The sequence below is a fragment of the Edaphobacter flagellatus genome, from assembly GCF_025264665.1.
GTDB classification, from domain to species: domain Bacteria; phylum Acidobacteriota; class Terriglobia; order Terriglobales; family Acidobacteriaceae; genus Edaphobacter; species Edaphobacter flagellatus.
The window spans coordinates 2,315,818-2,342,303 of sequence record NZ_CP073697.1; the positions used below are offsets into that span (position 1 = coordinate 2,315,818).

Genomic DNA, 26,486 nt, shown 5'->3' on the forward strand with positions numbered 1-26,486 from the left:
AGACAGCTACTCCTCTTTACGACAACACCTTGAACCCAAACGCACTCAGCTGATCCGCAGGCCTCGCAGGCAGCGTAATCTCCAGCCCATCTGCGTCCTGGGTCACTTGTAGCCTGCCTTTGCCACCAAGCATCTCCACTCCGCGAATCGTACGTGGATACAGCGTATTGCCCTTCGCCAACGACTTCACCTTCAGCTTGCCACTCTCCGGCCAGCCCAGCGCGAACAGATACAGCGTGTCGCCCTTCGTCGTAAACCGTATATCGCTCGCGTCGAACTTCCTGCCCTTGTTCTCGTTGAAGTTGTGCGAATCCGCCGCATCCGGCAAACCCTCACCGTAGATCTTGAACGGTCGCGTGCCGTAGATGCCTTCGCCGTGCACGCGCATCCAGCGCCCGAACTCGTCGAGAAACTTATACTCGTCCTCGTCGATCGTGCCGTCGCCACGCACCGGAATATTTAGCATCAGGTTGCCGTTCTTGCTCACAATATCGACCAGTGCCTGCGCCACCCACTCCGGCGTCTTGTACTTGTGCTCCGTATACAGCGAACGCTTGTAGTGCCAGTCGCCGATGCACGTATCCGTCTGCCACGGAGCCTCCATAATGCCCTGCGCCCTGCCACGCTCGATATCGAGCATCGTCGCGCCCATGTGTTCCTTCGTATACTCCTTCGCCGACACCACTGCCTGCGTCTCGCCGTTATGCCACTTCGCGCTCGCGTTATAAAAGTGCGCCACCAGGTCCAACCCCGCCTGTCCCAGCGGAAGCTCCTCATCGTCCAGATACAGCATGTCCGGCTTGTACTTGTCGATCAGCTCCTTGCAGCGAAGAAACCATGTCCTCACAAACTCCGGGTTCGCCGGAGGCACCGTCTCCAGCCACCGTCCGTCATTCTGCTTGTGCCACGCATTCGCCTCGGCAATCGTCTTGATGCCATCCGGCATCACCATGTTTCTGCCCGTATACAGCTCCTGCGGATCGAGCCCATCCCACCACTGGCCTTTGCCATCCGCCTTCGTCAGCGTGTACGCGTCGTAGCGCTGACCCGCCAGTGGGCCTTCAGGATCGTAGCCATACGCCGTCTGAAACCAGTGCCACGCATGCGACGAATGGTTCGACACACTGAACCGCAGCCCCCGCGCGCGCACCAGCTTCTCCCACGTGCCGATGATGTCCTTCTTCGGTCCCACCTTCATCGTGTTCCACGCATGATGCGTCGAATCGAAACAATCCAGATTGTCGTGATGGCACGCCAGCGCCATGAAGTACTTCGCACCCGTCTTCACATACAGATCCAGCAGCTTCTCCGGCTCCCATCGCTCCGCCTTCCACATGTGGTCGATCTCTTTGAAACCCACCTTCGTCGGATGGCCATAGTTCTTCACGTGAAAGTCGTAACAATGATCGCCCTGCATGTACATGCGCCGCGCATACCAGTCGCCCTGCTCCGGAACGCACTGCGCGCTCCAGTGCGCCCAGATGCCGAACTTCGCATCGCGAAACCACTCCGGCATCCGCCACTGCTTCAGCGACTCCCACGTCGGCTGAAACTTCCCCGGCATCACCACGTTGGTCCCCTGCGCCATCGCCCCAGGAATCCTGGTTGCCGCCGCGGCCATCGCCGCCCCCTTCAACAACGACCGCCGCGTCACTCCCGCCATTCATGCCTCCTGAAACCAATGTTTCGCAAACGAAAGCAGACTACACCATAGCTGCGACAAATCTCCCCTAAAACAACACGAAACAATCACCCGTTATCCTAGAGCTATGCGTCGACGCCCGCTGCTCGCCTGCATCCTTCTGCTCGCTGCTCCCCTCTCCACACGCGCCACCGAGGTCGGTGTCTCCGCCCAGGCCATCGAACGCACCCTCAAGACGCAGCTCTTCAACGCGCCCGACGGACGCTACTATCTCCGCGGCAACGCTCACTCCGCCTGCTACGTCTACGCCGAAAAACCGCACGTCACATTTGTGCAGGACCGCGTCGTCGTCAGCGTCCACACCCGCGCCAAACTCGGCACCGGCCTGCGCGGAGCCTGCGTCGGCGTCACTCTCACCCGCGACGTCGACGTCTCCATACTGCCCGATGCAGAAGGAGAAACCATCGGCTTCCGCGACGCGCGCATCGACCACCTCTCCGACTCGCGCGAACTTAATTTTCTACTCGAGCCCTTCCTCTCGCGCCAGCTTCCGCAGCAGATGAAGGTCAACGCCGCCGACCTGATGCGGCAGCTCCTCACCAAATCCGCCGAAACCACCGGCTACGCCATCAGCCTCACCGCGCTCAAAATCCACTCCATGATCGTGCAGGGCGATCTTCTCGTCCTCGACGTCGACACCGCGCTCAGCGTCCGCTGAAGAACCCTACTCCGAAGGCTGAAAAAGTACTCCGCCAAAACCCTTCGCGGAACTATCCGTCTGCTGTCGCGCCGCACTCATTTCACCAGCCTCAGCAGGGGTTTGGCTCACGACCTCCAGGTCTATATCCGTCAGCGCCATCACAGGCTCCAGCGCTTCCCTCCGCGCCACGATCGTCCGCGCATTTTCACCTGGAAACATCACCGGATCGGCATCCACCGGAGGATGGAATCGGCCGGCAACAACATAGGTCGCTCCCAGCGTGATCGTAAACTCCGGATACAGCACCAGCAGCGGCACCGCATACTTCTTCGACGTCACCAGCGACTCCATCACACCGTTGATCCTGTGGCTGCGCGCAATCGATCCCGGCACCTGCGGAATCATAAACACCGTAAACGGCGTCCCCGGGTGCTTCTTCGAGTACTTCGTCAGCGAGCGCGCCACCTGCTTCGGGGTCGTAATCCCAAAATCCAGCACATAGCTCTTCCGCACCGCATGCGGGAAGTAGCTGTTCAGCGCCGTCTTCGAGAAGTCCGCGCAATTGCGGTAAAACAGGTTGAAGTGACTCACATTCCGGCGGTCGTTATACATATCGATGAACCGCTCATCTTCTTCCCGCGTCGTCTCCAGCTGAAACCCATAGATCTTGCGGTCGTAGGAAGAACCGACCAGTTGAATCCAGTCGCCCTTTGGCGTCTCCATCGCTCCATCTTTTGTAACCGTATCAGGAGCAATCGCCATCAGGTGGCTCCGCCGGTAGGCATCGCGCAGCTGGTCGCGCAGCGTTGCATCGGCCATCGTCGGAATATCCTCGATGCGGTCCACCGCATACAGATACGGCATCAGCGGCACCGCCAGCCAGTCGTATCCGCCAACCTTGTAATACCGGCTCACCACAACGCCTTGCTCCCCCGCGCGGCACATGCGCAGCCGCGTCGGCGTCTCTGCGCAGATGTGGTTGAAGTACAGCGCACCATGGCCCGTCGGATTCACATTGCCGAACTGCCCATAGGGCTCTTCCATCAGAAACGCTACATCGGCGCGAGCAGGGCGTGTACCGCCCACCAGGGCAACTGCAGCGGCGCATACCGCCGGCCACCCTGCCATACGACGCAACCAACGCGTCTTCCGTTCGCTGAAGATCTTTCTCATCGCTCCCCTGAATTAACCGTCTTTGTGGATCCCAAGTTGCGGTCTCACGCTAAACGGGCTGACAGGCCGATGCGACCTCCCGCGTACCCCATCTGGAACTTTCTTCTCTCTATACGATGCCAATTGCGCCCCCGTTCCACGGAACGGCCACGCAATCCTAAAAAGGGCTGTCAAGCCCCCTGAACCTACAACTAGCTGACATAAAAAGACTTGCATCCGTTTTGACGGTGCCGATTAGTTTTCGTCAGCGTGCTATAGTTGGTACATCGGATGGAAAAACGAACCCCGCTCATTGGGCGGGGTTTTTGTATGCCTTCATTCTACCAATGGAAGCTGTCATGAACCTGTCGTCGCTGGGCACCCAGAGGTAACCGTCGCAATAAAGCAAGTCAATAGAATACTTTGCACAAAAACGACCACTGGGGTACGCAGCCAGGACGCCCGAGCTAACCGAGCGAGCCGAGGAACCGGACCCTCCAGCAAACTGGTTCGCTGGAGCCGAAGGACCCTGCATTTCTTTGCAGGATGCTGGGCCGGACAAACCGGCCCCGCGCCTAGAACGACAACCGCGCCCCAAACTGGAACTGCCGCGGATCGCTAGACGCCGTCCGCTGGCCCGCCGCCGTATAAAGCAGGTTCACATCCAGCGTGTTGTTCTTGTTGATCAGGTTGAAGACGTCCATCATCAGCTGCAGCGAAACCTCGTGGCTGAAGCTGATCCCCTTCGCGATCCGTAGATCGGTAAACGCAACATAAGGCTTCACCCCAACATTGCGCCCCAGATTTCCGCCGTAAGCCGAGATCGGCGATCCCGCCGGCACATCGATATAGCATGGCAGATTGAAAGCTCCCGTCGGCGAATACTTCGACAGCACCGGCGCCGTGCCGCAACTCGTCGTCCCGCTCGTTGGCGCAACCGCATTCGGCCTGTCCGTTAGCGGATCGAAGTCGAAGTTCGTATCGCTTCCCGTCAGAATATTGAACGGCCTGCCCGACGACACCTCAAGAATCGGCGCGACCGTCACGTTCGAAAACACCGCCGTCGCAAAGCCGCCCGCACCCACCTTGCGCGTGTTGTACACGCCCGAAAACACCAGCCGGTGCCGCTGGTCGAAGGTCGAGCTCGACCGCTCCGCATTCGGGTTGAAGTTGCTCTGCGGCGCATCCGAATTCGAAACCAGATCTGTCGAATCGTCGATCGCGTGCGACCACGTATAGCTCAGCAGAAACTCGAACCCGGCCGAGAAGCGCTTCTTCAAGTTCGCACTCAACCCGTTGTAGTTCGAAGTGCCGGTCGTCAGGTTCGGCGTCATATCACCGAACGGAACCGGAATGCCGACACCCAGCCCATCCGCCGCAGCAATCTGACTCGCCAGCGCGACGCACTGTCCCGCACCCTGACTCACCAGGAACGGAGCCAGCGAAGCATTCAGGCCCGAGCGCCGGAAGAAGTTCAGCAGCGGCGGAGCCACATACGGCCCGCCCGGCCCAAGGCCGCACGGAATCGTCCCGCTCGCCGTCGCCACCGTCAGCGGATTCGAGGTCGGCCCCGCAACCGCCGTCACTGGAGTCCCCGGCAGCACCGACGCCGTGCCCGCCTTCACCGCCGCTACCGCCGCACGCCAGTTTGCCACCAGCAGCGCCGGATTCACCGGGTTCACATTGACCGGACGGTTCAGATGCCGTCCACCAGTCCAGTTGTATGCAAGATTCAATGTCATGTCGTGGCCGAGATCCTGCTCCAGGCCAAACGAGATCTGCTCCGCATACGGCGTCACGAAATGCACATCCGCCGGCAGCCCCGAAGGCAGAATCGCCAGCGGGAACCCGCTCGACAGGTAGTTCTGGTTCACGAAGATCGAATTCACATTGTTCGGATCAAACCGCTGCTGGTTCGGCAGATAATTCAACCCCGCCACCGGCAGGCAGTTCGCGTTCGTCAGCGAGCCCTGAAATGCATTCGTCGCATTCAGGTTCAGCGGACTCACCGTGCTCGCCGCCGTGCACGGCGAACCTCCCGCAAGAATCACCAGCGGCACCGTCGCCGAGTTGTACACGCTCGACTGCGCCTGTAAATTGCCCGGCGCTCTGTCGTAGAACATGCCGTAGTTCGCACGCACCACCGTCTTGTTGTCGCCGCGCACATCGAGCGCAAGGCCAACACGTGGAGCGAAGTTCAGATATTGCAGCCGGATTCCTTCGCGAATGCTATACGCGCGCTCGGCCGCATAGGTATTCGCATTCAGCGCGCTCTGCGTCGGAAACGCCTCAATGTCGTAGCGCACTCCAGCGTTCACCGTCAGCCTGTGCGTCACGCGCCACGTATCTTCCAGAAACGCGCCCAGCACCTTCAGGTCGTACTTGTACTTCGTAATGCCGATGCCCTGCGCCAGTGACTGAGGAATGCCAAGCCCATACGCTTGAATCGGCGAGAAGCCCGGCAGCCCCGCCAGCTGTGGCGAGACATCCGTCGCATTCAACGCGCCAAACGTATAGTTGCCGCCGCCATACAGCTGCCCCTGCTTCAGATTGATCGGAATGTAGCGCAGGTCGGCCCCGACCTTGAACGTGTGGCTCCAGCGCGTGTACGTGAAATTGTCCGCAAGCTGCGTCTGGTTCTCAATGCGATCCACCACCGAGAACGGCGTCTTGCCAAAGTAGGCAAAGCCGGGAATGTTGACCGCAACACCCGAACCTCCCGCCGTCGTCGCCGGAGCAAACAGCACGGGATGACGCGCGTACTGAAACCGCAGCTCATTCACCTTGTTCGAACCCATCAGGTACGTGTGCTGGCCGAGAATCGCGAAATCGTGCAACCGCTGCGACGCCGTACGCGAGAATGAGTTCTCGCCCAGATTCTGATTCGCGGCGTTCTCCTGAATGCCTGTCACAAAACTCGGGCTCGCGCTGGCGCGCAGAAACACCTGCTGCCTGTCCGTCAGCTTGTGATCGAGCCGCAGCGAATACACCTCCGTCTTCTCCGTGATCGGGAAATTACCCACCAGCGAATTCAACGGCACATACGAACCCGGCGTCGCCTGTCCCGACGTAATAAACCGGCTGGTGCCGATCGTCGGCTGCAAAAACGCGGGATTCTTTCCCGTCAGAGCCAGCGACGAGCTAGAGCCAACCAGCGCCACATACTGCTGTATTCCCGGCGTAGCGGCAGGGACCGCGCTCAGAAACGCTGCCTGCGCCGCCGTTCCCTGAATCGTCAGCGCTCCGGGAGGCGCGCCGTAAAACTTGCTGACATCGATGTTCGTCAGCCCGAAGTTGCCGCTGCCGATCGTCGAAAAACCCGACTCCTGCCGCCGCGTGATCTCGGTTGAAAAGAAGTAGTACGTCTTGTCCTTCACAATCGGCCCGCCAATCGTGAACCCTGCCTGCACGCGCGTATACGCAGGTTGATCGACCGTCGAAAATGGGTTCGTTGCCTGAATGTAGCGATTGCGCAGGAAGCCGTACGCGCTGGCATGCATATCGTTTGTGCCCGATTTGGTTACGATATTCACCACGCCGCCCGCAGCACGCCCATATTGCGCAGAAAAGCCATTGGTGATGATCTGGAACTCCTGCACCGCGTCCTGCGAGACCGTCGTCCTCGAGCCGCCCGAGATGTAATCGCCCGCATCCGCGCCATCGACGTTGATCGAGTTCGAACGCGCGCGCACGCCGCCGAAGTTCAGCCCGCTCGTCGGGATCGCACCCACCGCCGGAGCTGCATCACGCGCGATCTGCGAGTTGGTCAGCGTGAAGTTGATGTAATTGCGCCCGTTGATCGGCAGGTTCGTAATCCTCTGCTGATCGACCGTCGTCGCCTGCGAGCTGCGCTGCGTCTCAATCAGCTCCGCGCCAGAAGTCACATTGACGGTCTCGCTGCCACTGATCGAAAGCGTCAAAGCCAGCTGCGCCTGCTCACCCACCGTCAGCACCACATTGCTCGACGTCAGCTTGGCAAAGCCCGTCGCCGTTACCGTCACGACATACGTGCCTGGCGGCAGCAGCAGGAACTGATAGTTGCCCTCCCCATCACTCGTCGCACTGCGGCTGAAGCCCTTCGAGGCATCCGCAATGGTGACACTGGCGCCGGGAACCACTGCGCCGGACGGATCATGCACTGTTCCGCTCAGTTGCGCGGTCGAGATAGTCTGCGACCACCCCTGCACCGCAAGCAGGAGCATGAAAACAACAGCGGCCAGGCACTTCGGGGAGAAGAGCCGCGAAAACGACATCGACATAGGACTGACCTCAAAAGCCGCGCCAGAAGCCTACCGGAATAGACAACCGCGCGAGAGCGAAACTTTGTGACGCGATGTTCTACCTGAATGACTATTCATTTTGCAAGAGGGTAGCCCCAGCGGAGTACACCCGACAGGCCGCGAAGCCGCCGGCGCGTCTCGACATTCCGTAGCCATTACAGGCTTTATAAGGTTGAAAATAGTTGCGTTATCGGGGCTCGCGGTAGGCCCTCGGCGTGTTGCTCTGCTCGATCTTTTCCTCGGCTGCGATCTGCCTTTTCCCATAAGGGCACAGCTTCAACAGAGGACACTGGCGGCACTTTGGGTCGGTGAACGTGCAGATCGTCTGGCCGAGCTTCTTGATCAGCTGATGATGCTCGTCGAGCATCTCCGCCGTCCACGTCTCCGGCACCAGACGCATCAGGCGTTCCTCGGTCGTCGCCGCATCGGCCCGTGGTGTCAGCCCCAGCCGCTGCGTGACGCGTAGATGATGCGAGTCGATGCACATCGCCCTGCGCCGCAGCGTCGAGAAGTTGACGACAGCACCGCTCGTCTTCGGACCAACGCCCGGGAACTGCTCAAGCCATGCACGGATCTTGTCGGTGCGGTAGCGCGCCAGAAAGTCGAGCGTCAGCGAACCGTAACGAGCCGTGATGCCTTCGAGCGCCGCCTTCAGCTGCACGGCCTTTTGCTCGGGAAAGCTTACGTCGCGGATCGCATCTTCGATCTCGGTCAGCGAGGCATCGCGCAGGTTTTCCCACGTGCCGAAGCGTGCCCGCAGATGACGCACCACAGCATAGGTTGTCTCGGTTTTGGTGCGCGAAGAGAGCAGTGAGTAGATGAACTGCGAGAGTGGGTCCCAGGGCTCGCGCGGCTCGGGCTGGCCGAAGTAGCCGAGCAGCAGCCGATGAATATGCGGCAGACGATCTGCCTCCTCAGGAGTAAGACGGCGATGCGACGACGGATCGTCGTCCACTGCCTGCCCCGGAAATAACTCGCGCATCACATCTTCAATTTTAATGATTTTTCCCAATCGCAACGGATCGGGTGCCCCATGCATGCGGCTTCATCGCCTGAGTGGGAATTACACAGCTGGCCCAATATCAGTTCCGCGTAACGCCAATCTGCGTCCCATCCACCGTCTGCAGTCCCCAGGCCATGCGCGGCGTATTGTGCGCAAGCCCAACACGACCTTGTCGATCAAGCAGAATGATCCCACCATGCCCGCCAAGCCGAGCATAGAGATAGGCGATTGCAGCCTGCGCCGCCTCCTCAGGAGAGACGCCCGCGGCAACGCGATCGACCGCCCATTTGCCTAACACCAGCTTCATGATCGGCTCGCCCCAGCCCGTCAAAGATACGGCCGCGGAATGATCGTCCGCATAGCAGCCGCAACCGATCAGTGACGAATCGCCGACGCGCCCCGGAGCCTTCGACAACGTACCTCCTGTGCTCGTGCCCGCGGCAATATGTCCGTAACTGTCGAGCGCAACCGCACCCACGGTATCGTGCGAAGCCAGGGGATCCGGAGAATTCAGAAAACCTGGCGCCGGATTCTCCTTATCCAGCCCCACCGGCCCGGAGAATGTCGTATCCACCGCGCCTTCAAGCTCGGCCTTCTGAAAGGCCATCAGCCGCTCACGCTCTCGCGGTACGATCAGCTCCGCATTGTCGATCAACGACATCCCGTGCTGCGTCGCAAACCGCTCCGCGCCGGTGCCGACAAAGTAGACATGCGGGCTCTTGTCGAGCACCAGCCGCGCCGCGCGAATCGGATTCTTCAACCGCTCGACGCAGGCAACACCGCCTGTACGCAGGTTCTCGCCATTCATTAGCAACGCATCAAGCTGCACGCGCCCATCGCGCGTCAGAAACGACCCGCGACCCGCATCGAAAGTCTCATCATCTTCCATCACAGTAACCGCAGCTTCAACCGCGTCGACGGCGCTCGCGCCGCGTTCGAGCAACGCATAACCGGCGGCAAGAGCATTCGCGATCCCGGTCTCATGAGCCGCAATCGCATCGTCCGGCATCGCCCATGCGCCGCCGTGAATCAACAAAATCGGAGAGGTGTTCATGCATGCTCGATTGTATGCAAAGTGAGCGTACAGATGCTGTATATCGAAAAACGTGCCATTGCCCTTCACTATGCAGAAAAAAGAGGAGCAGCTTTCGCTGCTCCCCGGAGGAGACTTTATATCGTCGATGCCATTACTCGTGATGCGGTGACAGGCCAATCACGAACGAGACCGTCACACTGCGTCCAGCCAGCAGACCCAGCTGATCGCCGGAGTTTGGCGTGTATGGCAAGGTCGTAGACACAGGCGTGAGACTGGTGATCTGCCGTGTGTCAAAGAGGTTGTTGACGCTGAACCGCAGCTTGCTCTGGTCGAAGAACGAGCCCTTGCGCACGGTGAAATTGACGAACAGGTTCGTCATATTGAAGGCATCGATCGGCACATACTGGTTGATGACAGAGGTCTTCTTACCGCCGTCGTTCCACATCGAGCCGATGCGCTTGTTGAAGATGCCCAGGTCCAGGTACTTCTGCTGATACGTCAGTCCCAGGCTCTCTGTGTCCCCGGGAGTGCTCGCTACCCATTTATCGTAGTTCGGGTTGGCTACGCCGTTGATCGTCTGCGAAACATACTTCGATGATCCGACAGTACCGTTGGCATACAGACTTAGACCTTTATAGAGATATACATTAGCTTCACCCTCGAAGCCCTTCGCCGCGCTGTTTCCACCCTGCAAGTACGAGGTCGCGCTCGGGTTGTTTGGGTCGGCCGAAGACGTATAGACGTTCTCGAAGTTGATGTAGAAATAGTCCGCATTCAACGTCGCGCGGCTCAGCTTCAGGACTGTGCCACCCTGATAGCTATTGGCACCGGTCGGCTTCGGCAGCTTCGTCACGACAGAACCCGTCACATCAAAGACCGAGCTTGGAGGAATGACCGAACCGGTCGAGTACTGTCCGTACACGCTCCAGTTTGGTTTGATGCGATAGTTCGCATCCACGCTGGGCAGGTAGCTGTTATAGCTTCCGGAGTTAGTCACAAACGCTGCGCCGTTCAGACTACCCACTGTGTTGCCATTATCTGCATACTGCTTCAGGCTCTGGTTGTAGTGCGCCCACTTGAAGCCGGCGGTCACGTTCAGCCTGTTCGTCGCGTGCCACTCGTACTCGGCAAACGGCTGATAGCTGTTGGTCCAGAACTTCTCGTGGAAGTTGGGCAGCACGTCATCCGTATGCGTGATGGGGTCAGACGGGATCTGGAAACGATCCGTCGCCGCCCACTCGTACCACATACCGGCGCGGAAGATGCCGTACTTCGACACCTGGCTCAGCGAGGTAATTTCGCCATATTTGCGATAGCTGTTCAGCTTATCGACCGCGCAGGTACGGATGCCCTTGACCGGAGCGCAGTTCGTTGGGTTGATCGGGATGGGATTCTTGTTCTTGTCTGTGGGCTGCGTCGCGTAGTACTGCGCGTTGTAGTAGCTATAGGTGTAAGGCTTGGTGTCGAGCGCCCATCCTTTGCCCAGCTGCTGCTTGTAGCCGACATACTCAAAGTCCGTCGGCACCCAGTAGGTGTTGTATGCCTGATAGTTCTGCTGCGTGGGATCGGTATTCTGCAGCAGGTAGTTGTAGCCAAATTGCGCGATCTGCGCGCGTGTCGGCCCCTTGATGTTTGGCGTATTCGCATTCAGCCGAATCACACCCGCAAACCCGGTCAACACCTTCGTGTCCGAAAACTTGTACTGGTATTTCAGCGAACCAGCATTGCGCGTCTGGCGGTTCAATGTCTGGAAGCCATCCGAGGTCATGTGGTGCACATCGACCAGCAGGTTGTTGCTCTTCTTCTTGCCGCCGAAATTACCCGAATCGAACTGTCCGTCGCCAAGGATCGTATTGAACGAACCGTAGCTCATACCCAGACGCAGGTTGCGCGCCGGAGTCATCTCCTTCGAGAGCAAATTGATCGAACCACCAAATGGCGTTGGTCCAAGCGTTGAAGCCGTGCCGGGGCTGCGGTCGAAGTCCACACTGCCCAGCCACTGCGAGGGGAAGAACGCCCACGAGTGATGCGATGGCGTGTTCGTGTCGTTCCATGGAATGCCGTCGAAGGTGATGTCATACAGACCGTCGGAGAAGCCGCGGAAGTACATCTTCGCATCGCCCAGACCAACACCGTTCGAGTTGATGCTGAATAGCCCGGGCGTCATCTGCATCACCTCGGTGTAGTCTGAAAACGGCGACGAGAAATTCTGGATGAACGCCGAGTTCACCTCAGTACGCGCGCTGCGTGCTTCCAGCAGGCCGTCCATCGGAGCATACTGCGCCGCGATCGAATTCGAGCTTGAAGCCTCGACCGTAATCTGGTCCGTCACCGATCCAATGTTCAACACCATCGTCAGCTCTGCAGGATGATCCGCTGACACGACAACACCCTTCTTCGTCGTCAAAGCAAAGTTCGGCGCGGAAGCCTCAATGGTGTAAGTACCCGCGGGCAGGGACGGCGAAGCGAAGTGGCCTACGTTATCGCCGGACACCTTCGTAACTGCATTCGTGCTCTCGTTCTTGATCACAACGATTGAGTGCGGAATGGCCGTGCCCACCGTATCGGCAACGGTACCCGACACGCTGGCGGCCTGCTGGGCCAGCACTGCGGCGGTAGAAAGCACTGCGAGCGCAGCAACGCTCAACGGTGCAGCAAACTTCCTGAAAATTCCTCTCATCAATTGCCTCCAAGCCTTTCCTTTGTTGCAATCTGCTTTTGCGGGGAGATAACCGTATCGTTCTTTGTCTACTCACTCAGGTGAAGCGCGCGCCGCGTCTCTACACGCGCCGCTGCCAGATCCCGTTGAAAACGTGCGTCGTCGAGCATGCTGGCAAACATGGCATAGGCCACGCGCCGGCTCGCCTCAAGATCGCTGGCGGTATGCACACCACATACCAGCCGGTTGTGCGCATAGTTGTCTGCGCGTTCCAGAATTGCCTCACCCTTCTCCGGCACCATCTGCACCAGCGTCAGCGCCAGCAGATAGCCGGAGAGCGTGTGTCCGCTCGGGTAAGCATTGTGTTGATCGGTTAGCTTACATACCGGATGAATCGTCGCATCCACCTGGTACGGGCGCGGGCGCTGAAAGTGCTTCTTTAGCAGATCGCTGGCCACGGGCTCATCGCCATGCACGTGCGCCGAGAGGGCCGCCGTCAGCGGCAATGTCTTCGCGTTGAATTCCGAACCGAGAACAGTCCTGTAAACGAAGATGTCCTCTTCTTCATCGTCCGCCTTCGCCTCGCGCACCTGCTCTGCTGTGCGCGCGTCCTGAATGCGATGCAGCTCTGCAAACTCCGACTTCGTGACGGCCGAGTCCACAGCAGGCGGCTCGGGAATCATCGTCAGCAGAGGCAGATGATCCATGTGCACATATGTCGCTGTGCGCACCTTCGCAGGTTTCGCATCGACGGCAGTTTTGTCTTGCGCGCACGCCGTAACGCACACAACACAGAGGAGCGACAGGGCCCCCGCAGAATGTCTCATGATGTGACGAGCCTAATAAGGCTCTGTGAACAGACCTTTACCGAATCGTGAATGCAGGGTTTAATTGACTCAAAGCAAAGGAGTTTTTGCGGATTAATTTACGCTCATCTTAAGGTTGGCTTAAGCTGATCGTGCTTCAGGAGGATCTCCCCATGCCCTCCAGCGTCATCGCCGCGATGAACTACGATATCGAACGCAACGCGCTGACCATCGTCTATCGTGGCAAACGCGGTGTCTATCGTTACTACGACGTTACGCCCGAGGAATACGAAGAGTTCCGCAACGCGCCATCCAAGGGAACTTATCTCAACGTCACCTTCAAAGCGCGGCAGCATCCCTACGAGCGGCTCGGGCCATCGCAGACACTCCATCTCGTCAATAAATCTTCCTGACGCGATGGCACGGTATCAGTGCTTGCGTATGTGCTTCCACTCGAGCGTTTCGTCTTCGAGAACCTGCAACAGCATGTTTTCCGGCGGCAGAAAACGCTTCACCAGCGCGGGAATGATGCGCGCCAGCGAAGACTCGCGCATCACAATCAGATCGGTCGAACGTTCACGCACAAAGGCATGGCTCATCGAGTGTGTCGTGCCTCCCTCGACATACATCCTCCGCGTTCCACGCTTCACCTCGTGCTCGATCAGCATCGACCGCATCGCTGTACCGATCGATTGCTCCGGCAGGTCGCAATTCATCTGCCAATACATCTCCATGTTTCCACACACGTGGCGCCCACCCATCAGGCTCAGCCAGCGTCCATCGCGGTCGCGCATTCCGTAGAACAGCGGCGAACCAGGCATCGCGCGCGAATCATACCGCCACGCAGCCATCTCATCCGGGACCGGGTATGCCGATGTGCGATTCATCTCCATAAACTCTTCCCGCGAGATCGTCGCATCGGGCACAAAGACGCAGCCCAGTTGTTTCTCCGCTTTGCGTCTATAGTAGCGCAGATGATTTCTAGTGCGCGCGCCCATCAGCGCCAGAGTCGCATCGAATGTCGATTCCAGCGGCAGATAGCTCACAATCTCACGCTCGCGGCTCGCCCATCGACAGGCATAGCCGCAACCTTCCAGCAGACGCTCCAGCGAAGCATCCACCTGCGGCTCATCGTGACGGAACGAGATCAGGATGCACTGCGCGCCTTGCGTCAGCAGACGATGACAGGCCGTCAACGCAAACTGCGCACGCATCCACGATGGCGACACCAATGTCCTGCGGCCTGTCGTATCGTCCGTAGCAAAGATGCGGATGCCATAACCGGCAATCTGGTGTTCATACAAGAGCACAGCCGCTTCCAGCTCATCGGCAGCGGGAGCAGCACTCTGCTGTTCTGCGTGCGCCAGCGTGACGAGACAGGGTGTCTTCTTCCGTATCTGCGGACGCGCCAGAAAGTAGTCGAGGTCGTCCATCGCGCCTGTCTGGCCGCAGCGGCTGGCAAGCTTCTCAAGAGCAGGTTGTATATGCAGAACTTCAGCGGAGCCACGCACCACAAGTGGAGTGGGAGAGCCCTGCATCTCAGGCAGGACAAAGCTGCGCGGTCTCTCAAACGCGGCGGAAGACATACACCAAAACCTCGGACGAAAGGTTAAGCAGAAAAACGCTGCAAACCGTACAAGCAAACCCGGTGTAACTCGCGTCGGTCTTCGAAAAGACTCGAAGACATACTGACACGCACACATGCTGGAAACAAGTGAACTCTAGCTAAGATGTACTTTTTTGATTGACGGTAACCTAAGAAAAACCAAGGTCACTAAATTTTTATAGAGAGAATGCGCAAAGGTCGTGCGACCTTAGTTTGCCGTTGCAGCGAGCTTCCTGCGCTCCGTTTCCAAATAGGTGAAACGGATACGGTGAATCACTGTGATCGTCGAGAAGATAGCCAATACCCAAAGGGCCGCCGCCATCACACCCCACTTATTGAACAGTGCCCCCAGAATCACGCAGACGATGCGCTCCGGCCTCTCCATAAAGCCCACTTTGCACGTCCCGATTAATGCCTCAGCGCGAGCGCGCGTATAGCTCACCATCAGGCAAGCCGTCATCACGAACGCCACAAGCCCTACATAAAACAGGCGGTTGCCGCGTGCGTAATACACCAGCAAGCCAAAGAAGATCGCCACATCGGAGTAACGGTCGATCACCGAGTCGAAGAAGGCACCGAAGACCGACACCTGATTGGTTGCGCGCGCCACGCGCCCATCCACCATGTCGAAGACACCCGCGCCGATAATGATCAAACCGGCATACAAGAACATGCGATTGGCATGCGCCCCACGCGCAAAACCAAAAAACAGCGCCGCAATAATATTGATGATCAGGCCAATAAAGGTAAGCGTATTCGGCGAGATGCGGGACAACGCAAGCCCGTTGACGATCTTCTGCAGCAACCAGCCGCTGCCCTTACCGAATGCACTAGTCCAGGTCACCCTTACCTCTTGCCGCTTTCGTTGCGCAGCCTCATCCGCGCACTCCTATATCTACTACTCCGCCGTGTCGTGAATCGTCACCAGCTTAAGAATCTCCAGTTCGCGCTTGCCGTTCGGCGTGACGACAGTCGTCGTGTCACCTTCCTTCTTACCCAGCAGCGCGCGGCCGATCGGCGACGTCGTCGAGATCAGCCCCTTAGTCACGTCCGACTCCTCGCTGGTCACCAGCTTGTAGACAATCTCCTCATCCTTCGAGCTGTCGAAGACCGTGACCGTCGCACCAAAGCCAACCTTGTCGTGCGGAATATTGGTCAGGTTTACCAGCGCCAGCTCGCCCATACGCTTTTTCAGCTGACCCAGACGGGCATTCACAAACTCCTGCCGCTGCTTGGCCATGTGATACTCGGCGTTCTCGCTCAGGTCACCCAGGGCGACGGCCTTTTTAATCTCTGCGGGCAGCTCCGTCGTCAACTCGTACTCGAGCTGCTTAATCTCCTCCTGGAGCCGCTTCATAATCTGTTCTGGCATGGAGCCTTCCTGTAACTGGGCTTGTCGCAACACGGCGTCTCAAGCGCTCGCGGGGCGACCCTCTTCCCGCGCCCGAAGAAAAGTTCATTGGGGGCGAAAAGATGATTATACGCCGCCACCATCCGAATCCATCGCAAATGAACCCCGATTCATCTGCCTGTAGCGGCCCGGGCATCCAGAAAGCTCTGTAGAATCAATACCGCCGCTACCTGGTCGATGATCCCCTTGCGCTCCTGGCGCCCTCCATGCCCGGCCTCGTCCAAATGCCGGTGCGCCTCGGTGGTGGTCAGTCGCTCATCCCATAGATGCACCACGATGCTGAACTCCGTCCGCAGCGCCTCGGCGAAGGCCTGTGCTTTCAATGCCTGCGGGCTGATATCCCCTGACATATAGAGCGGGTTTCCAACCACCGCCTCGGCAACCCCGTGCCGACGCAGCAGCCTCCCAATCGACTTCATATCCGCTCGTAGCCGCGTCCTGTGCAGGGTCATCAGCGGCTGGGCAGTGTATCCCAACGGGTCCGAAACGGCGATCCCGACCCTACGGTCCCCCACGTCGAACCCCATCACCCTGGGCGGTCCATCGCCTCCGGGCAATGGCTCCCCCGTATCCTGCAGATCGTTGTGAACAGGCTCCTGCATCTTTTATGAGTGTAAAGCCGCCCAAACACACCCGGCCCCCCCTGCCCCCCGCAGCTTCCAAAAATATGCCTTCCCTCTAACTAACCCATAGTGTGTATGGATTTAACAAGGTCGTGCTTTAATATGAAGCCAGTTGCCAGGATCACAGCAGAGCAAACCTCGAACAGAGCAACTTCACGACAAAGCTTGCGAATTTAGTTGTCCGAGGTTTCTCTGAATGTCTTCTATTGCAGTCGACCTGTCTAATCGACTGGCCTTTCCTCATCATGGGCCAGCAACCACTCAGGTGATCCGGCAGTCCGCAGACATCCTTCGTCTGCAGCCCGCGCTTGTTGAACTTGGAAGAAGCTGCGGGCACCCTGGCGCTCTTGACGACCTCCAATACTTTCTCTCCTGGCTGAACATCCGCCAGAAGTCCCCGTGCATGGTCGCTCTTACTCGCGGCTCCGGCTCCTCCGACGCCAACGTTAGCGCGCATGCTGCCGTCCTGCTCTATGAACATCGCGTAGCCGACCTCGGCATGCGCATCTTCACTTCGTTCGACGATACCGGACGCCGTGCCCTCATTCCCGACCCGATCGACAGTGCCGAGTTTGCCAAACTCACCTGCCGCACGCTGCTCTCGCATGGGGCACAATGCGTGCTGCTCACCTTCCGCCACAACGGGGCTCCATTAACCGAAGTGCTCAAGGGCGCAGGCTTCGCGCTTCGCTGGGCGACTCGTGAGCGCGAGATTCCTGACTATCTCCCGCTCAAGAAGACCTTCGACGAAACGCTCTCCATCATGGGTGCACGCACACGCAACCACCTGCGCTACTACCGCCGTCGCGCCGAAAAAGACCTTGGCTGCGAGTTCGTTCCCGAAGCAAAGATCTCCCGTGAGGACTTCCTCGAGCTGAACCGCATCTCCTCCTATCCCTCGACCGACGAGATCGCCCGCTGGAAGTACGACTCCTTCCACGAGCTCAAGGACCCTGTCCTCTGCGGTCTGCGCGATCGCGACGGGCGCTGGCTCTCGCTCGTCGGCGGACTGCACGCCGGACGCAATATGGAAATGTTCTGGCAAATCAACCGCAACGACATGAAGCCCTACTCGCTGGGCACCGTCATGCGCAACTACCTGATGGAGCACGAACTGCAACGCGGAACCCGCCGCCTTTACTTCGAGGGAGGCACTTCACACTCCATGAGCCACTCCTTCGTGAAGGAGAAGTGCACCGATCTGTTCATCCTCCGCGACAACCTGATCGCTCGCCAGATTCCCTCACTCTTCAAACGCCACGTGCCGAAGGAAAATCCAATCAACGAATTTCTCGACGACCCAAACCTCGAGTGGAAGACAACTCCGCGCCACGCATAAGCAGGCATGCCTGAAGACACGAAGAGAGGAGCCAGCGCTGGCTCCTCTCTTTGTATTTTTAACCTGTTTATTTCAGTTCGCTGAGAGTGATCTGCGCCGTCATCACATGCGTCTTACCCGGCTCCAGCGTCACGGCGTTGGCTCCAGCGTTTACGGTTTCAACGCAGATGAAGTACGGCCATTCCTCTTCGCCGAGGTCGGGCATTGCCTTCCACGGATTGAAGACAACAGTCGTATTCGAGTTCTGCTTCGCAATCGTGATAGCGCGTTTGAAGCCCGGATCGTGGATAACGCAGGTGGCCGTCGTATTGTTGTAGACCCGATCGGTAAAGGCGGTGGGAACAAACGGCGCATTGGCAGCGGGTTTGCCCTTGAAGCCGTCCGTCTTGTCGAGGTAGCCGGTCGGCTCCAGGCCAGTGACCGAGATGTGCTTTACATCAGCGACGTGGAAATAGGTATGCATCGCCTCTTCAAACAGCATGGGCATGCCGGTGTCGTTGGCGACGGCAAACTTCATGGTCAGCGAGCGGCCGATGGTTAGCTCAAAAGCGACGCGGAAGTGATCGAAGCCCATCTCGCGGCTCAACTCGGTCGGTCCGAGCGTGAATGTAAGATGCAGGTCGTCACCCGACTGCGCGGCGAAGGTCAGCGTCCAGTCTTGAATGCGCGCAAAGCCGTGCGTCGGTCCCGGCTTGCCATGCCAGCGGTCCTGTTTGGAATCAATAGCAAACCATGGGAAGGCGAGGGGCACGCCACCGCGAATCGGCTTGCCCGGTTCGAAGTCACTCTTCTTGCTCAGGAAGAGCACATCCTCCTGCCCCTTAGGCTGCCAGCTTGTGATGTGCGCGCCCTGCAGATAAATAGTGGCGTTAGCCTCCGGAGTGGTAACAACGGCGCGCACCAGTCCATTGTGCTCATCGAAGTGGAGCACACCGGGAATGGCGAAGTGATCGGTAAGCTGTTTGATGTCCATATCGATCTCAAGTGTATTCCCTGCGAACGAATGCAGCGCTGGCGCACGATTATTTCTGTGTCGCAGTCAATGTCTTCAGCCGCTCCTTGTCGAGCTTCAGGACGACACCGGCATTGCGATCAGCTACCTCGCTGATGGTGTAGTGCGTGGCGGTGCCCAACACCTGAGCGGCTTCAGATGGAGTGAGCTTATATTCGTCTTCAAGCCACGCGGCCATATTGCTGGTCGCTCCCTTCAGCGCATCATCCACCGAGCCAAGCCCCATCGCCATGATCGACGTAGCGTTCTCGACACGAGGACCGGGAGCACGCTTGCCGGGAAGCACATCAACCGTGAACTCGACATCCATCGAGGTCTCCAGTGCATTGCCGTTCAATTCGCCGTCACCCTGCGCGGCGTGGCCATCGCCAAGGTAGAGCAGTGCGCCAATATTCGAGACGGGAAGATAGACCGTAGCGCCTTCCGCAATCTCGTTGAAGTCCATGTTGCCGCCGAAATAGCCGGAGTCACCCGTAGGAGGCGGAGCCTGCGCTGGGCCGACAGCCGTAGCGACACAGCCCAGCATGGGATGAAGCGGTATGGTGTAGTGCACAAGATGTTCGGAGGGCTTAGCCGGTGTTGCCGTACCGTTCGCGAGATCGAGATTCCAGATGATGGTCTTGCCGGCGTCCTTCATCTTAACCGCGAGACCGCTATCCACGGCGCGGCTGACAAGGAAATCATCGCTCTGGGCCCAGTTGCGGTTCAACCGCAAGCGCGTGATATGCACGGCGATGGTGTCTCCGGGCATCGCTGTATTGATGAAGAAAGGACCTGTCTCAGGATTGCCGCCCATCACCCGGTATTCGCTGTTGTGATCGACTCCACCAGCGTCCACCGTAGTGGTATGAACTGTGTCACCGGGATTGATGGTAAGGACGGGCTTGTTGAAGGGTGAGAACTGACGGTAGAAGACTGTGGGCGTGAACTCATGCCGTTGGAGCGCAGCCGTCGAGCGCGGCGGACGCTGGACTGCAACAAAACTAAAATGCTGAGGCTTGGCAGGCATGCCGCCGTCGGACTCGATCACATCGCCGTGAAGCTCGCCATGGACGAGCGTGCCTTTTACCTGCTCGCTGCCGCCTAGTGAATCCTTGGCAATGAACTGGAAGGTGTGGCCATCCGTCATACCCTCGAGCGGGTCTCCCTGAAACTTGCCGGTCAGCTTATCGCCCTTTTGCTCAAGGTCGAATCCAATATTGGCAGGATTGCCGTAGAAATCGATTCTCGCGGTCCAGTGGCCGGTGAGCGAGGGTGCGTTGGTTTGAGCGAAGGCTACAGCCGTGCAAAACGAAACGACGAGAATAAGGCGGCGCATTATCAAGGTGACCTCCGACCGAAACAATATACGAATTAGTTCGTATAATCAAACACACAGAAAATTTTTCATCCCAAAATAAGACGAAAACGTTGTGTCATCGATCTACTTGGTTCTCTATACGGCCGGCTCCGCCGAGAGGTTCCGCGGTCTTTATATGCACCGGGACCTCGGAAACCGCCGCAAACCGTGCCGTCGGAAAGGTCTGCGGATAGTTCTTCTGGATGTACGCAATCATCTGCTCGCGAACGAGGCAGCGCAGGTCGAAGTTTTCGCTGGAGTTTCTTGAACTGACCAGGCAGCGCAGTTCCATCGCACGATCGGTAAGGTTGGTGACCTGCAGACCGCAGACTTTTTTGTCCCACAAAGGCGTCGATTCGGCGATGCGCCTCAACTCAGCGCGCAGCTCTTCAACGGGAATCGAGTAGTCGACGTACAGGAATGCTGTGCCGAGCAGGTCCGAAGATTCGCGTGTCCAGTTCTGAAATGAATTTTCGATGAAATAGCTCAGCGGGACAATTAACCTCCGCAAATCCCAGATGCGCACGACGACATAGGCAGAGTTGATCTCCTCGATGCGTCCCCATTCCCCTTGAATGACGACGACATCATCCAGTCGAATCGGTTCGGTGAATGCGATCTGCAATCCGGCGAGAAAATTCGCGACCGTGGACTTTGCCGCAGCAGCAAGAATCAGCGATGCGATGCCGGCCGAGGCCAGCAGACCCGAGCCATAGTGCCATATACGTGGGTCGTTGAAGGTCCATAGCAACCCGCCAATCGTGATGACGATGATGAAGCTGATCAGCATGCGCCGGAAGAGCTGAAACTGCGTATGCACGCGGCGCGCACGGATGTTGTTCTCTGCCTTCAGATCGTACCGGCGCAGCATGATGTCCTGAAAGACGTACACGCAACCGACAGCAAACCAGCCCAGGCATACGACGACAGCCATCAGGAGTCCCTGATGCAGAATGTCGTTCAATCCCGCAGGCAGCTCGGGCAACAGTGGTAATGCAATGCCCGCGCAGGTAAGAAAGAAGATGGCCCGTGCAGGATGGCTGAGATACCGTTGCACACCCCAGGCAGATCCCGTCTCCCGCGCTTCCTTCTTTTTAAGTATGCGAAAGAGGATATAGTGCACCAGGTTCGCCAGCACGATAATGCTGCAGAAGAAAAAGATCGCAGCGAACCAGGTATGACGGAAATGGAATCCAGCAGCAATCAACATGTAGTTGTGAAGCCTGCTCATGGGCGACGGTTGCTTGTTATCCGAACGCTAATGAATGTGTGCGGCATCGAGTGCACTCAGGACCTGCTCTTCCAAAGTAATGCGGCGGTCAGAGTAAGAGTGATCGGTGGCTATATGCGCTGAGGTGACCTGCGTATCTCCGATTTTGCGCAGATTTGCAGCGAGTTGATCGGCGGGTTCGGCGAGACCATCGTCAGACGTGACGATGAACACAGGCCGCGTGGCCAGACGTGGAGCCAGATCGGGCAGGTTCCACTGTGCGGCGTGGGCATAAAGATCGCGGACGAGCGACTCCGGCGTGCAACCCGCAAGGGGAGCGATGCCCTCGGCAGCCAGTTGTTCGGCAAACTTTGGCAGCGCGGCCTCCTGCTGATTGGCCTTCACGACGGGGAGCGCCATCCCGGCCATATTGGCAGCCGAGATAAGGCCGACAAAGCGTATCTGTGAATCTGCTGCACCGACGTTAGCGGCAATCATGCCTCCCATCGAATGACCGATGAGAAGAATATCCTTTGGGTCGGAGCGGAGTTTGGCTGCATTCGCCGTCTCACGCAGATAGGCAATTGCAGCATGCGTGTCCTCCATCGCGTGCGAGAAAGAGAATTCTCCCGGCGAGCCCCACGCGCCGCGATAGTTGAAGTAAACGACGTCGTAGCCTGCGCGCCGCAGTACCTGGGCGAGATCGAGATTGCGCTCGTTGCCGGGAAAGCCGTGCAACAGCAGAACCACTGGATGCGGCCCGACACCCGCTGCGATATAAGCAAGCGCATTCATCTGTGCACCATGACTCGGTATCTGGAACGACTGCATCGCAGCAGGATTGGCCCTGTCCGGAGGAGGATCTGTGGTGATCGCAGCATGTTGTGCCTGCGCGCTCAAGACAGACATCAAGAAAGCCGCCACCAGGGCGACGGTAGAGATGCGGCATCGTCGGGTCATGCGGAGATTGTGGCAACAGCCTGAAGAAAAGTAAAGAAATCCTTGAGCCATTTCTCTGCGCCGTTATGCTTATCGTGCGTGATCTGTACGGAACAACGCAGGAGAGAAGATGGACGACACCTCAAAGCAGGACTCGACGCATTCGATCGACCGACGCAGCTTCATTGCAAGCAGCCTTGCCGCAGGAGTTGCGTTGCGCTCCGGCAAAGCGGAGGCGCAGGCGGCGCGGCCCTCGTCGCGTCCCAACATCATCATCTACCTTGCCGACCAGTTCCGTGCCGACTTTGTGGGTGCCAATGGCCAGAACCCATCGACACGCACGCCAAATCTCGATGCGATGGCCGCACGCGGCACGAACTTTACTGGAGCCATCTGCAACCAGCCCGTTTGTTCCCCATCACGATCCATTCTGATGACAGGCCGCTACGCGACCGAGACCGGAGTGTGGCACAACGCGCGGCCTATCGATCCGTCGCTGCCGACGCTGGCTGGTGAGCTGCGCAAAGCGGGCTACTCCGCCAATCTGATCGGCAAGTGGCATCTCGCACCATCGACCGAAGCCGAAGGCGGAGGCCGCGGTTATGTGAAGCCTGAACAGCGCGGCGGGTTCCTCGACATGTGGGAGGGCGCGAACGAGTTCGAGTGGACGACGCATCCGTACGAAGGCACCATCTACGATGCCGACGGCAAGGAGATCACCTTCAAGGACGAGTACCGCGTCGACTTCGTGACCGACCGTGCGGAGCGGTTCCTGAGGCAGAAGCACGACAAGCCGTTCCTGCTCTACGTCTCACAGCTTGAGCCGCACTTTCAGAATGTCGAGCATGGCACAGGGCATTTCGTCGGGCCGAAGGGTTCGGCCGAGCGCTTTGCGAATCCCTTCGTGCCCAACGACCTCAAATCTCTACCCGGCAACTGGCAACAGGAGTTGCCGGATTACTACGGCTGCTGCGAGGCGATCGACAAATCCGTCGGTCACCTGATGAAGGTGCTCGAAGAAGAGAAGCTTGCCAACAATACCATCGTCCTCTTCACCAGCGACCACGGCTGCCACTTCATGACGCGCAACGAGGAGTACAAGCGCAGCCCGCACAACGCGAGCATTCGCATTCCGCTGATCGTGCAGGGGCCCGGCTTCAACAATGCGATGCGGCTCGACGAGGTGATCGGCAACATCAACGTGATGCCGACGCTGCTTGAAGCCGCAGGCTTGCCTGTGCCTTCGTCCGTCAAAGGCAAAAGCTTCATGCCGCTGATGACGAAGCCTGAGGCACGCAGCGCATGGCCTAATCGCGAGCTGGTGCAGATCTCGGAGTCGATGACGGCACGTGCGCTGCGCACGAAGGACTGGACCTACTGCGTGCTCGATGTCGAAGGGCGGCGCGAGCAGGAGTTCGCGCAGAAGTACGTCGAGTACCAGATGTACAGCCAGGCCGCCGATCCCTTCGAGCAGGTGAACCTTGCCGGACGCAAAGAGTTTCGCGCACAAGCCGCCGAGCTGCGTGAGGAGCTGAAGCAGATGATGCAGGCAGCAGGCGAGCCTCCGGCAGAGATTGTGCCGGTCACGCACTATCCGTAGGCCAGCCGCGGGCGACTATTTAGAATAGAAGGCAATGGCGTTTACGGAACAATACGACGTCGCCGTCGTTGGCGCAGGGCACGCTGGCTGCGAGGCTGCGATGGCGGCTGCGCGCATGGGGCTGCGTACGGCGTTATTCACGCTGAATCTCGACCTGATCGCGCAGATGAGCTGCAACCCGGCCATTGGCGGCATCGCCAAGGGACACCTCGTGCGCGAGGTCGATGCTCTGGGCGGCGTCATGGGCGAGGTCGCCGATGCCTGCGGCATTCAGTTCCGTCTGCTGAATACGTCGCGCGGACCGGCGGTGTGGTCGCCCCGCGCGCAGTGCGACAAGGCGCTCTATCGCGTGAAGATGCGCGAAGTGCTCGAAGGCCAGAAGAATCTCTTCATCAAGCAGGCCGAGGTGATCGACCTGATCGTCGAAGCCGACGAAACGCAGGAGATCGACTCTAAATCGTGGAGCGGAACGCCAGCGGCTCCTCGCGTGACGGGCTTAAAGCTGCGCGACGGGCGCGTGGTTCACGCGAAGGCGACGATTGTTACAACGGGAACGTTTCTCAACGGCCTTATCCATTGCGGCGAGCAACAGTACACAGCAGGCCGCAGTGGTGAACCTGCAAGCGTGCTGCTGGGCGAGAGCCTGAAGAAGCTTGGCCTGCGTGAGTGCCGCCTGAAGACCGGCACGCCGCCGCGTCTCGACGGGCGCACCATCGACTGGGCACGCTTCGAAGAGCAGCCCGGCGATGCCGAGCCGACGCCCTTCAGCTTCCGCTCGCCGTTTACGCGCTCGGGTCAACCTCCGCTGCGTCAGGTGAGCTGCCACATCGCAACCACGACCCCGGAGACCTTGCAAATCATCCGCGACAACGTGCACCGTTCGCCGATGTATACCGGTCAGATCGAAGGCATCGGCCCACGCTACTGCCCGTCGATTGAAGACAAGGTTGTGCGCTTCCCAGAGAAGTCACAGCACCAGTTTTTCCTCGAGCCCGAGGGCCTGAACACACACGAGGTCTACATCAACGGCATGAGCACCTCGCTGCCGATGGAAGTGCAGGCCGCGATGGTGCGCTCCATCCCCGGCCTCGAAAACGCGGAGATGCTGCGGCCCGGCTACGCGATCGAATACGACGCCATCGACCCAACCGAGCTCGACCGCACGCTGAAGGTGAAGAGCTACGAGGGCCTCTATCTCGCCGGACAGATCAACGGCACCAGCGGTTACGAAGAGGCCGCGTGTCAGGGACTGATGGCGGGCATCAATGCCGCGCTCTCCGTTAAAGGTGAGCCTGCGTTCACGCTCGATCGCACCGAGGCCTACATCGGCATCCTGATCGACGATCTCATCTCGAAGGGCACGAACGAGCCCTACCGCATGTTCACCTCGCGCGCGGAGTTCCGCCTGCACCTGCGCATCGACAACGCCGACAAGCGCCTGACGCCGCACGGCCGCCGCCTCGGTCTGATCGACGCCAATGCATGGGACGACTACGAGGCCAAGCAGAATCGCGCCGCCGCACTCACCAAGCTTCTGCGCTCGACGAAGGTCGACATCAAAGCTCTGCCTGCTGCGCTGCAGGACGACCTCACCGGCCCCAGCGTCGAGGGCATCATGTTTGCGCAGCTGCTGAAGCGTCCGGCGATCACCATTGAAGCCATCTGGCCGGCGCTCGTGCCACTCATAGCGGCTAAGTCTGAGCTGAGTGACTGGCTCGCGTCAGCCGGAGACGGAGCCGAACTCCCCGTCTGGGTGCGCAACGAGATCAAGACGGTCGAGACGGAGATCAAGTACGAGGGCTACCTGAACCAGCAGCGCAAGTCGATGGAGAAGCTGCGCAACTCCGAGCAGAAGGCGATCCCTGAAGGCTTCGACTACGAGGCGGTCAGCGGTCTGTCACGCGAGATGCGCGAAAAGCTCGGCCGCGTGCGCCCGCAGACATTGGGTCAGGCAAGCCGCATCGCCGGAGTCACGCCTGCGGCTGTCAGCCTGATTCATGTCTTCATAGAAATTCAGGCGCGCCAGAAGAGTGTCGCTTAGAGCCTGATCCTTGTCATTCACCACCCTTTGTCAGCACTCTGTTACTTTTCAGCAGGCATCGCTATCCAATAAGCAGCAAGGAGAGAGC

The 26,486-nt window shown here is 58.8% G+C and carries 20 protein-coding genes; 5 read left to right on the forward strand and 15 right to left on the reverse strand.

Translation table 11 applies throughout. The features are described 5' to 3' along the window. Positions 1-16 precede the first annotated feature (16 nt). The gene (locus KFE13_RS09655; protein WP_260702902.1) at positions 17-1,663 is read right to left on the reverse strand and encodes an alpha-L-fucosidase; all 1,647 of its coding nucleotides are present in this window, start codon (positions 1,661-1,663) and stop codon (positions 17-19) included. A 106-nt stretch (positions 1,664-1,769) separates the two neighbouring features. Between KFE13_RS09655 and KFE13_RS09660 the strand changes: the two genes are divergently transcribed. Next, positions 1,770-2,360 carry a hypothetical protein gene (locus KFE13_RS09660; RefSeq protein WP_260702903.1) on the forward strand — a complete coding sequence of 197 codons (591 nt, stop codon included), beginning with the start codon at positions 1,770-1,772 and terminating at the stop codon, positions 2,358-2,360. Positions 2,361-2,366: 6 nt separating this feature from the next. Here KFE13_RS09660 and KFE13_RS09665 read toward each other — a convergent pair whose 3' ends face one another. From KFE13_RS09665 to KFE13_RS09690, 6 genes are all read right to left on the reverse strand, one after another. Further along, positions 2,367-3,515, reverse strand: coding sequence for a hypothetical protein (locus KFE13_RS09665; RefSeq protein ID WP_260702904.1), 1,149 nt, complete (start codon positions 3,513-3,515; stop codon positions 2,367-2,369). Positions 3,516-4,069: 554 nt separating this feature from the next. After that, positions 4,070-7,753, reverse strand: coding sequence for a TonB-dependent receptor (locus KFE13_RS09670; RefSeq protein ID WP_260702905.1), 3,684 nt, complete (start codon positions 7,751-7,753; stop codon positions 4,070-4,072). A 208-nt stretch (positions 7,754-7,961) separates the two neighbouring features. Beyond that, positions 7,962-8,756 (reverse strand): endonuclease III domain-containing protein, encoded by a 795-nt coding sequence (locus tag KFE13_RS09675; protein ID WP_260702906.1) that lies wholly within the window; start codon positions 8,754-8,756, stop codon positions 7,962-7,964. 100 nt (positions 8,757-8,856) lie between these two features. Beyond that, complete coding sequence (locus tag KFE13_RS09680) at positions 8,857-9,831, reverse strand: isoaspartyl peptidase/L-asparaginase (protein WP_260702907.1); 975 nt, start codon at positions 9,829-9,831, stop codon at positions 8,857-8,859. A 133-nt stretch (positions 9,832-9,964) separates the two neighbouring features. Beyond that, positions 9,965-12,493 carry a TonB-dependent receptor gene (locus tag KFE13_RS09685; protein WP_260702908.1) on the reverse strand — a complete coding sequence of 843 codons (2,529 nt, stop codon included), beginning with the start codon at positions 12,491-12,493 and terminating at the stop codon, positions 9,965-9,967. A 68-nt stretch (positions 12,494-12,561) separates the two neighbouring features. Then, positions 12,562-13,299, reverse strand: a complete 738-nt coding sequence (locus KFE13_RS09690) for an acid phosphatase (RefSeq protein WP_260702909.1) — start codon at positions 13,297-13,299, stop codon at positions 12,562-12,564. A 152-nt stretch (positions 13,300-13,451) separates the two neighbouring features. Between KFE13_RS09690 and KFE13_RS09695 the strand changes: the two genes are divergently transcribed. Then, a complete protein-coding gene (locus KFE13_RS09695; RefSeq protein ID WP_260702910.1) occupies positions 13,452-13,691 on the forward strand; it encodes a KTSC domain-containing protein in 240 nt (79 codons plus the stop codon). Positions 13,692-13,706: 15 nt separating this feature from the next. Here KFE13_RS09695 and KFE13_RS09700 read toward each other — a convergent pair whose 3' ends face one another. From KFE13_RS09700 to ruvX, 4 genes are all read right to left on the reverse strand, one after another. Further along, on the reverse strand, positions 13,707-14,864 hold the full coding sequence (locus tag KFE13_RS09700) for a GNAT family N-acetyltransferase (protein ID WP_260702911.1): 1,158 nt from the start codon (positions 14,862-14,864) through the stop codon (positions 13,707-13,709). A 228-nt stretch (positions 14,865-15,092) separates the two neighbouring features. Continuing rightward, positions 15,093-15,728 (reverse strand): CDP-alcohol phosphatidyltransferase family protein, encoded by a 636-nt coding sequence (locus KFE13_RS09705; RefSeq protein ID WP_260702912.1) that lies wholly within the window; start codon positions 15,726-15,728, stop codon positions 15,093-15,095. A gap of 54 nt (positions 15,729-15,782) precedes the next feature. Beyond that, positions 15,783-16,256 carry a GreA/GreB family elongation factor gene (locus KFE13_RS09710; protein WP_260702913.1) on the reverse strand — a complete coding sequence of 158 codons (474 nt, stop codon included), beginning with the start codon at positions 16,254-16,256 and terminating at the stop codon, positions 15,783-15,785. A gap of 149 nt (positions 16,257-16,405) precedes the next feature. Further along, the gene (gene ruvX / locus KFE13_RS09715) at positions 16,406-16,897 is read right to left on the reverse strand and encodes a Holliday junction resolvase RuvX (protein ID WP_313900634.1); all 492 of its coding nucleotides are present in this window, start codon (positions 16,895-16,897) and stop codon (positions 16,406-16,408) included. A gap of 217 nt (positions 16,898-17,114) precedes the next feature. Here ruvX and KFE13_RS09720 point away from each other — a divergent pair, with 217 nt between their 5' ends. Then, entirely contained in the window at positions 17,115-18,257 is a 1,143-nt protein-coding gene (locus KFE13_RS09720; protein ID WP_260702914.1) for a GNAT family N-acetyltransferase, read from the forward strand. 67 nt (positions 18,258-18,324) lie between these two features. Here KFE13_RS09720 and KFE13_RS09725 read toward each other — a convergent pair whose 3' ends face one another. The 4 genes from KFE13_RS09725 to KFE13_RS09740 all read right to left on the reverse strand — a co-directional run bounded on the left by KFE13_RS09725 (position 18,325) and on the right by KFE13_RS09740 (position 22,778). Further along, positions 18,325-19,230, reverse strand: coding sequence for a D-hexose-6-phosphate mutarotase (locus KFE13_RS09725; RefSeq protein ID WP_260702915.1), 906 nt, complete (start codon positions 19,228-19,230; stop codon positions 18,325-18,327). 49 nt (positions 19,231-19,279) lie between these two features. Continuing rightward, on the reverse strand, positions 19,280-20,587 hold the full coding sequence (locus KFE13_RS09730; RefSeq protein WP_260702916.1) for an acetamidase/formamidase family protein: 1,308 nt from the start codon (positions 20,585-20,587) through the stop codon (positions 19,280-19,282). Between the two features lie 97 nt (positions 20,588-20,684). Continuing rightward, positions 20,685-21,839 (reverse strand): mechanosensitive ion channel family protein, encoded by a 1,155-nt coding sequence (locus KFE13_RS09735; RefSeq protein ID WP_260702917.1) that lies wholly within the window; start codon positions 21,837-21,839, stop codon positions 20,685-20,687. Between the two features lie 27 nt (positions 21,840-21,866). After that, entirely contained in the window at positions 21,867-22,778 is a 912-nt protein-coding gene (locus KFE13_RS09740) for an alpha/beta hydrolase family protein (RefSeq protein WP_260702918.1), read from the reverse strand. 109 nt (positions 22,779-22,887) lie between these two features. Between KFE13_RS09740 and KFE13_RS09745 the strand changes: the two genes are divergently transcribed. After that, the gene (locus tag KFE13_RS09745; RefSeq protein WP_260702919.1) at positions 22,888-24,357 is read left to right on the forward strand and encodes a sulfatase-like hydrolase/transferase; all 1,470 of its coding nucleotides are present in this window, start codon (positions 22,888-22,890) and stop codon (positions 24,355-24,357) included. Positions 24,358-24,391: 34 nt separating this feature from the next. Next, positions 24,392-26,398 carry a tRNA uridine-5-carboxymethylaminomethyl(34) synthesis enzyme MnmG gene (gene mnmG, locus KFE13_RS09750; protein ID WP_260702920.1) on the forward strand — a complete coding sequence of 669 codons (2,007 nt, stop codon included), beginning with the start codon at positions 24,392-24,394 and terminating at the stop codon, positions 26,396-26,398. The last annotated feature ends 88 nt before the right edge of the window (positions 26,399-26,486 follow it).

What these genes read in the sequence shown, in the direction of transcription:
- ruvX (WP_313900634.1), bottom strand. Translation starts at nt 16,897, where the DNA reads ATGCAGGAGCCTGTTCACAACGATCTGCAGGATACGGGGGAGCCATTG.
- KFE13_RS09695 (WP_260702910.1), top strand. Translation starts at nt 13,452, where the DNA reads ATGCCCTCCAGCGTCATCGCCGCGATGAACTACGATATCGAACGCAAC.
- KFE13_RS09680 (WP_260702907.1), bottom strand. Translation starts at nt 9,831, where the DNA reads ATGAACACCTCTCCGATTTTGTTGATTCACGGCGGCGCATGGGCGATG.
- KFE13_RS09690 (WP_260702909.1), bottom strand. Translation starts at nt 13,299, where the DNA reads ATGAGACATTCTGCGGGGGCCCTGTCGCTCCTCTGTGTTGTGTGCGTT.
- KFE13_RS09720 (WP_260702914.1), top strand. Translation starts at nt 17,115, where the DNA reads ATGTCTTCTATTGCAGTCGACCTGTCTAATCGACTGGCCTTTCCTCAT.
- KFE13_RS09655 (WP_260702902.1), bottom strand. Translation starts at nt 1,663, where the DNA reads ATGGCGGGAGTGACGCGGCGGTCGTTGTTGAAGGGGGCGGCGATGGCC.
- KFE13_RS09665 (WP_260702904.1), bottom strand. Translation starts at nt 3,515, where the DNA reads ATGAGAAAGATCTTCAGCGAACGGAAGACGCGTTGGTTGCGTCGTATG.
- KFE13_RS09740 (WP_260702918.1), bottom strand. Translation starts at nt 22,778, where the DNA reads ATGACCCGACGATGCCGCATCTCTACCGTCGCCCTGGTGGCGGCTTTC.
- KFE13_RS09670 (WP_260702905.1), bottom strand. Translation starts at nt 7,753, where the DNA reads ATGTCGATGTCGTTTTCGCGGCTCTTCTCCCCGAAGTGCCTGGCCGCT.
- KFE13_RS09700 (WP_260702911.1), bottom strand. Translation starts at nt 14,864, where the DNA reads ATGTCTTCCGCCGCGTTTGAGAGACCGCGCAGCTTTGTCCTGCCTGAG.
- KFE13_RS09735 (WP_260702917.1), bottom strand. Translation starts at nt 21,839, where the DNA reads ATGAGCAGGCTTCACAACTACATGTTGATTGCTGCTGGATTCCATTTC.
- KFE13_RS09730 (WP_260702916.1), bottom strand. Translation starts at nt 20,587, where the DNA reads ATGCGCCGCCTTATTCTCGTCGTTTCGTTTTGCACGGCTGTAGCCTTC.
- KFE13_RS09685 (WP_260702908.1), bottom strand. Translation starts at nt 12,493, where the DNA reads ATGAGAGGAATTTTCAGGAAGTTTGCTGCACCGTTGAGCGTTGCTGCG.
- KFE13_RS09710 (WP_260702913.1), bottom strand. Translation starts at nt 16,256, where the DNA reads ATGCCAGAACAGATTATGAAGCGGCTCCAGGAGGAGATTAAGCAGCTC.
- KFE13_RS09675 (WP_260702906.1), bottom strand. Translation starts at nt 8,756, where the DNA reads ATGCGCGAGTTATTTCCGGGGCAGGCAGTGGACGACGATCCGTCGTCG.
- KFE13_RS09660 (WP_260702903.1), top strand. Translation starts at nt 1,770, where the DNA reads ATGCGTCGACGCCCGCTGCTCGCCTGCATCCTTCTGCTCGCTGCTCCC.
- mnmG (WP_260702920.1), top strand. Translation starts at nt 24,392, where the DNA reads ATGGCGTTTACGGAACAATACGACGTCGCCGTCGTTGGCGCAGGGCAC.
- KFE13_RS09745 (WP_260702919.1), top strand. Translation starts at nt 22,888, where the DNA reads ATGGACGACACCTCAAAGCAGGACTCGACGCATTCGATCGACCGACGC.
- KFE13_RS09725 (WP_260702915.1), bottom strand. Translation starts at nt 19,230, where the DNA reads ATGGACATCAAACAGCTTACCGATCACTTCGCCATTCCCGGTGTGCTC.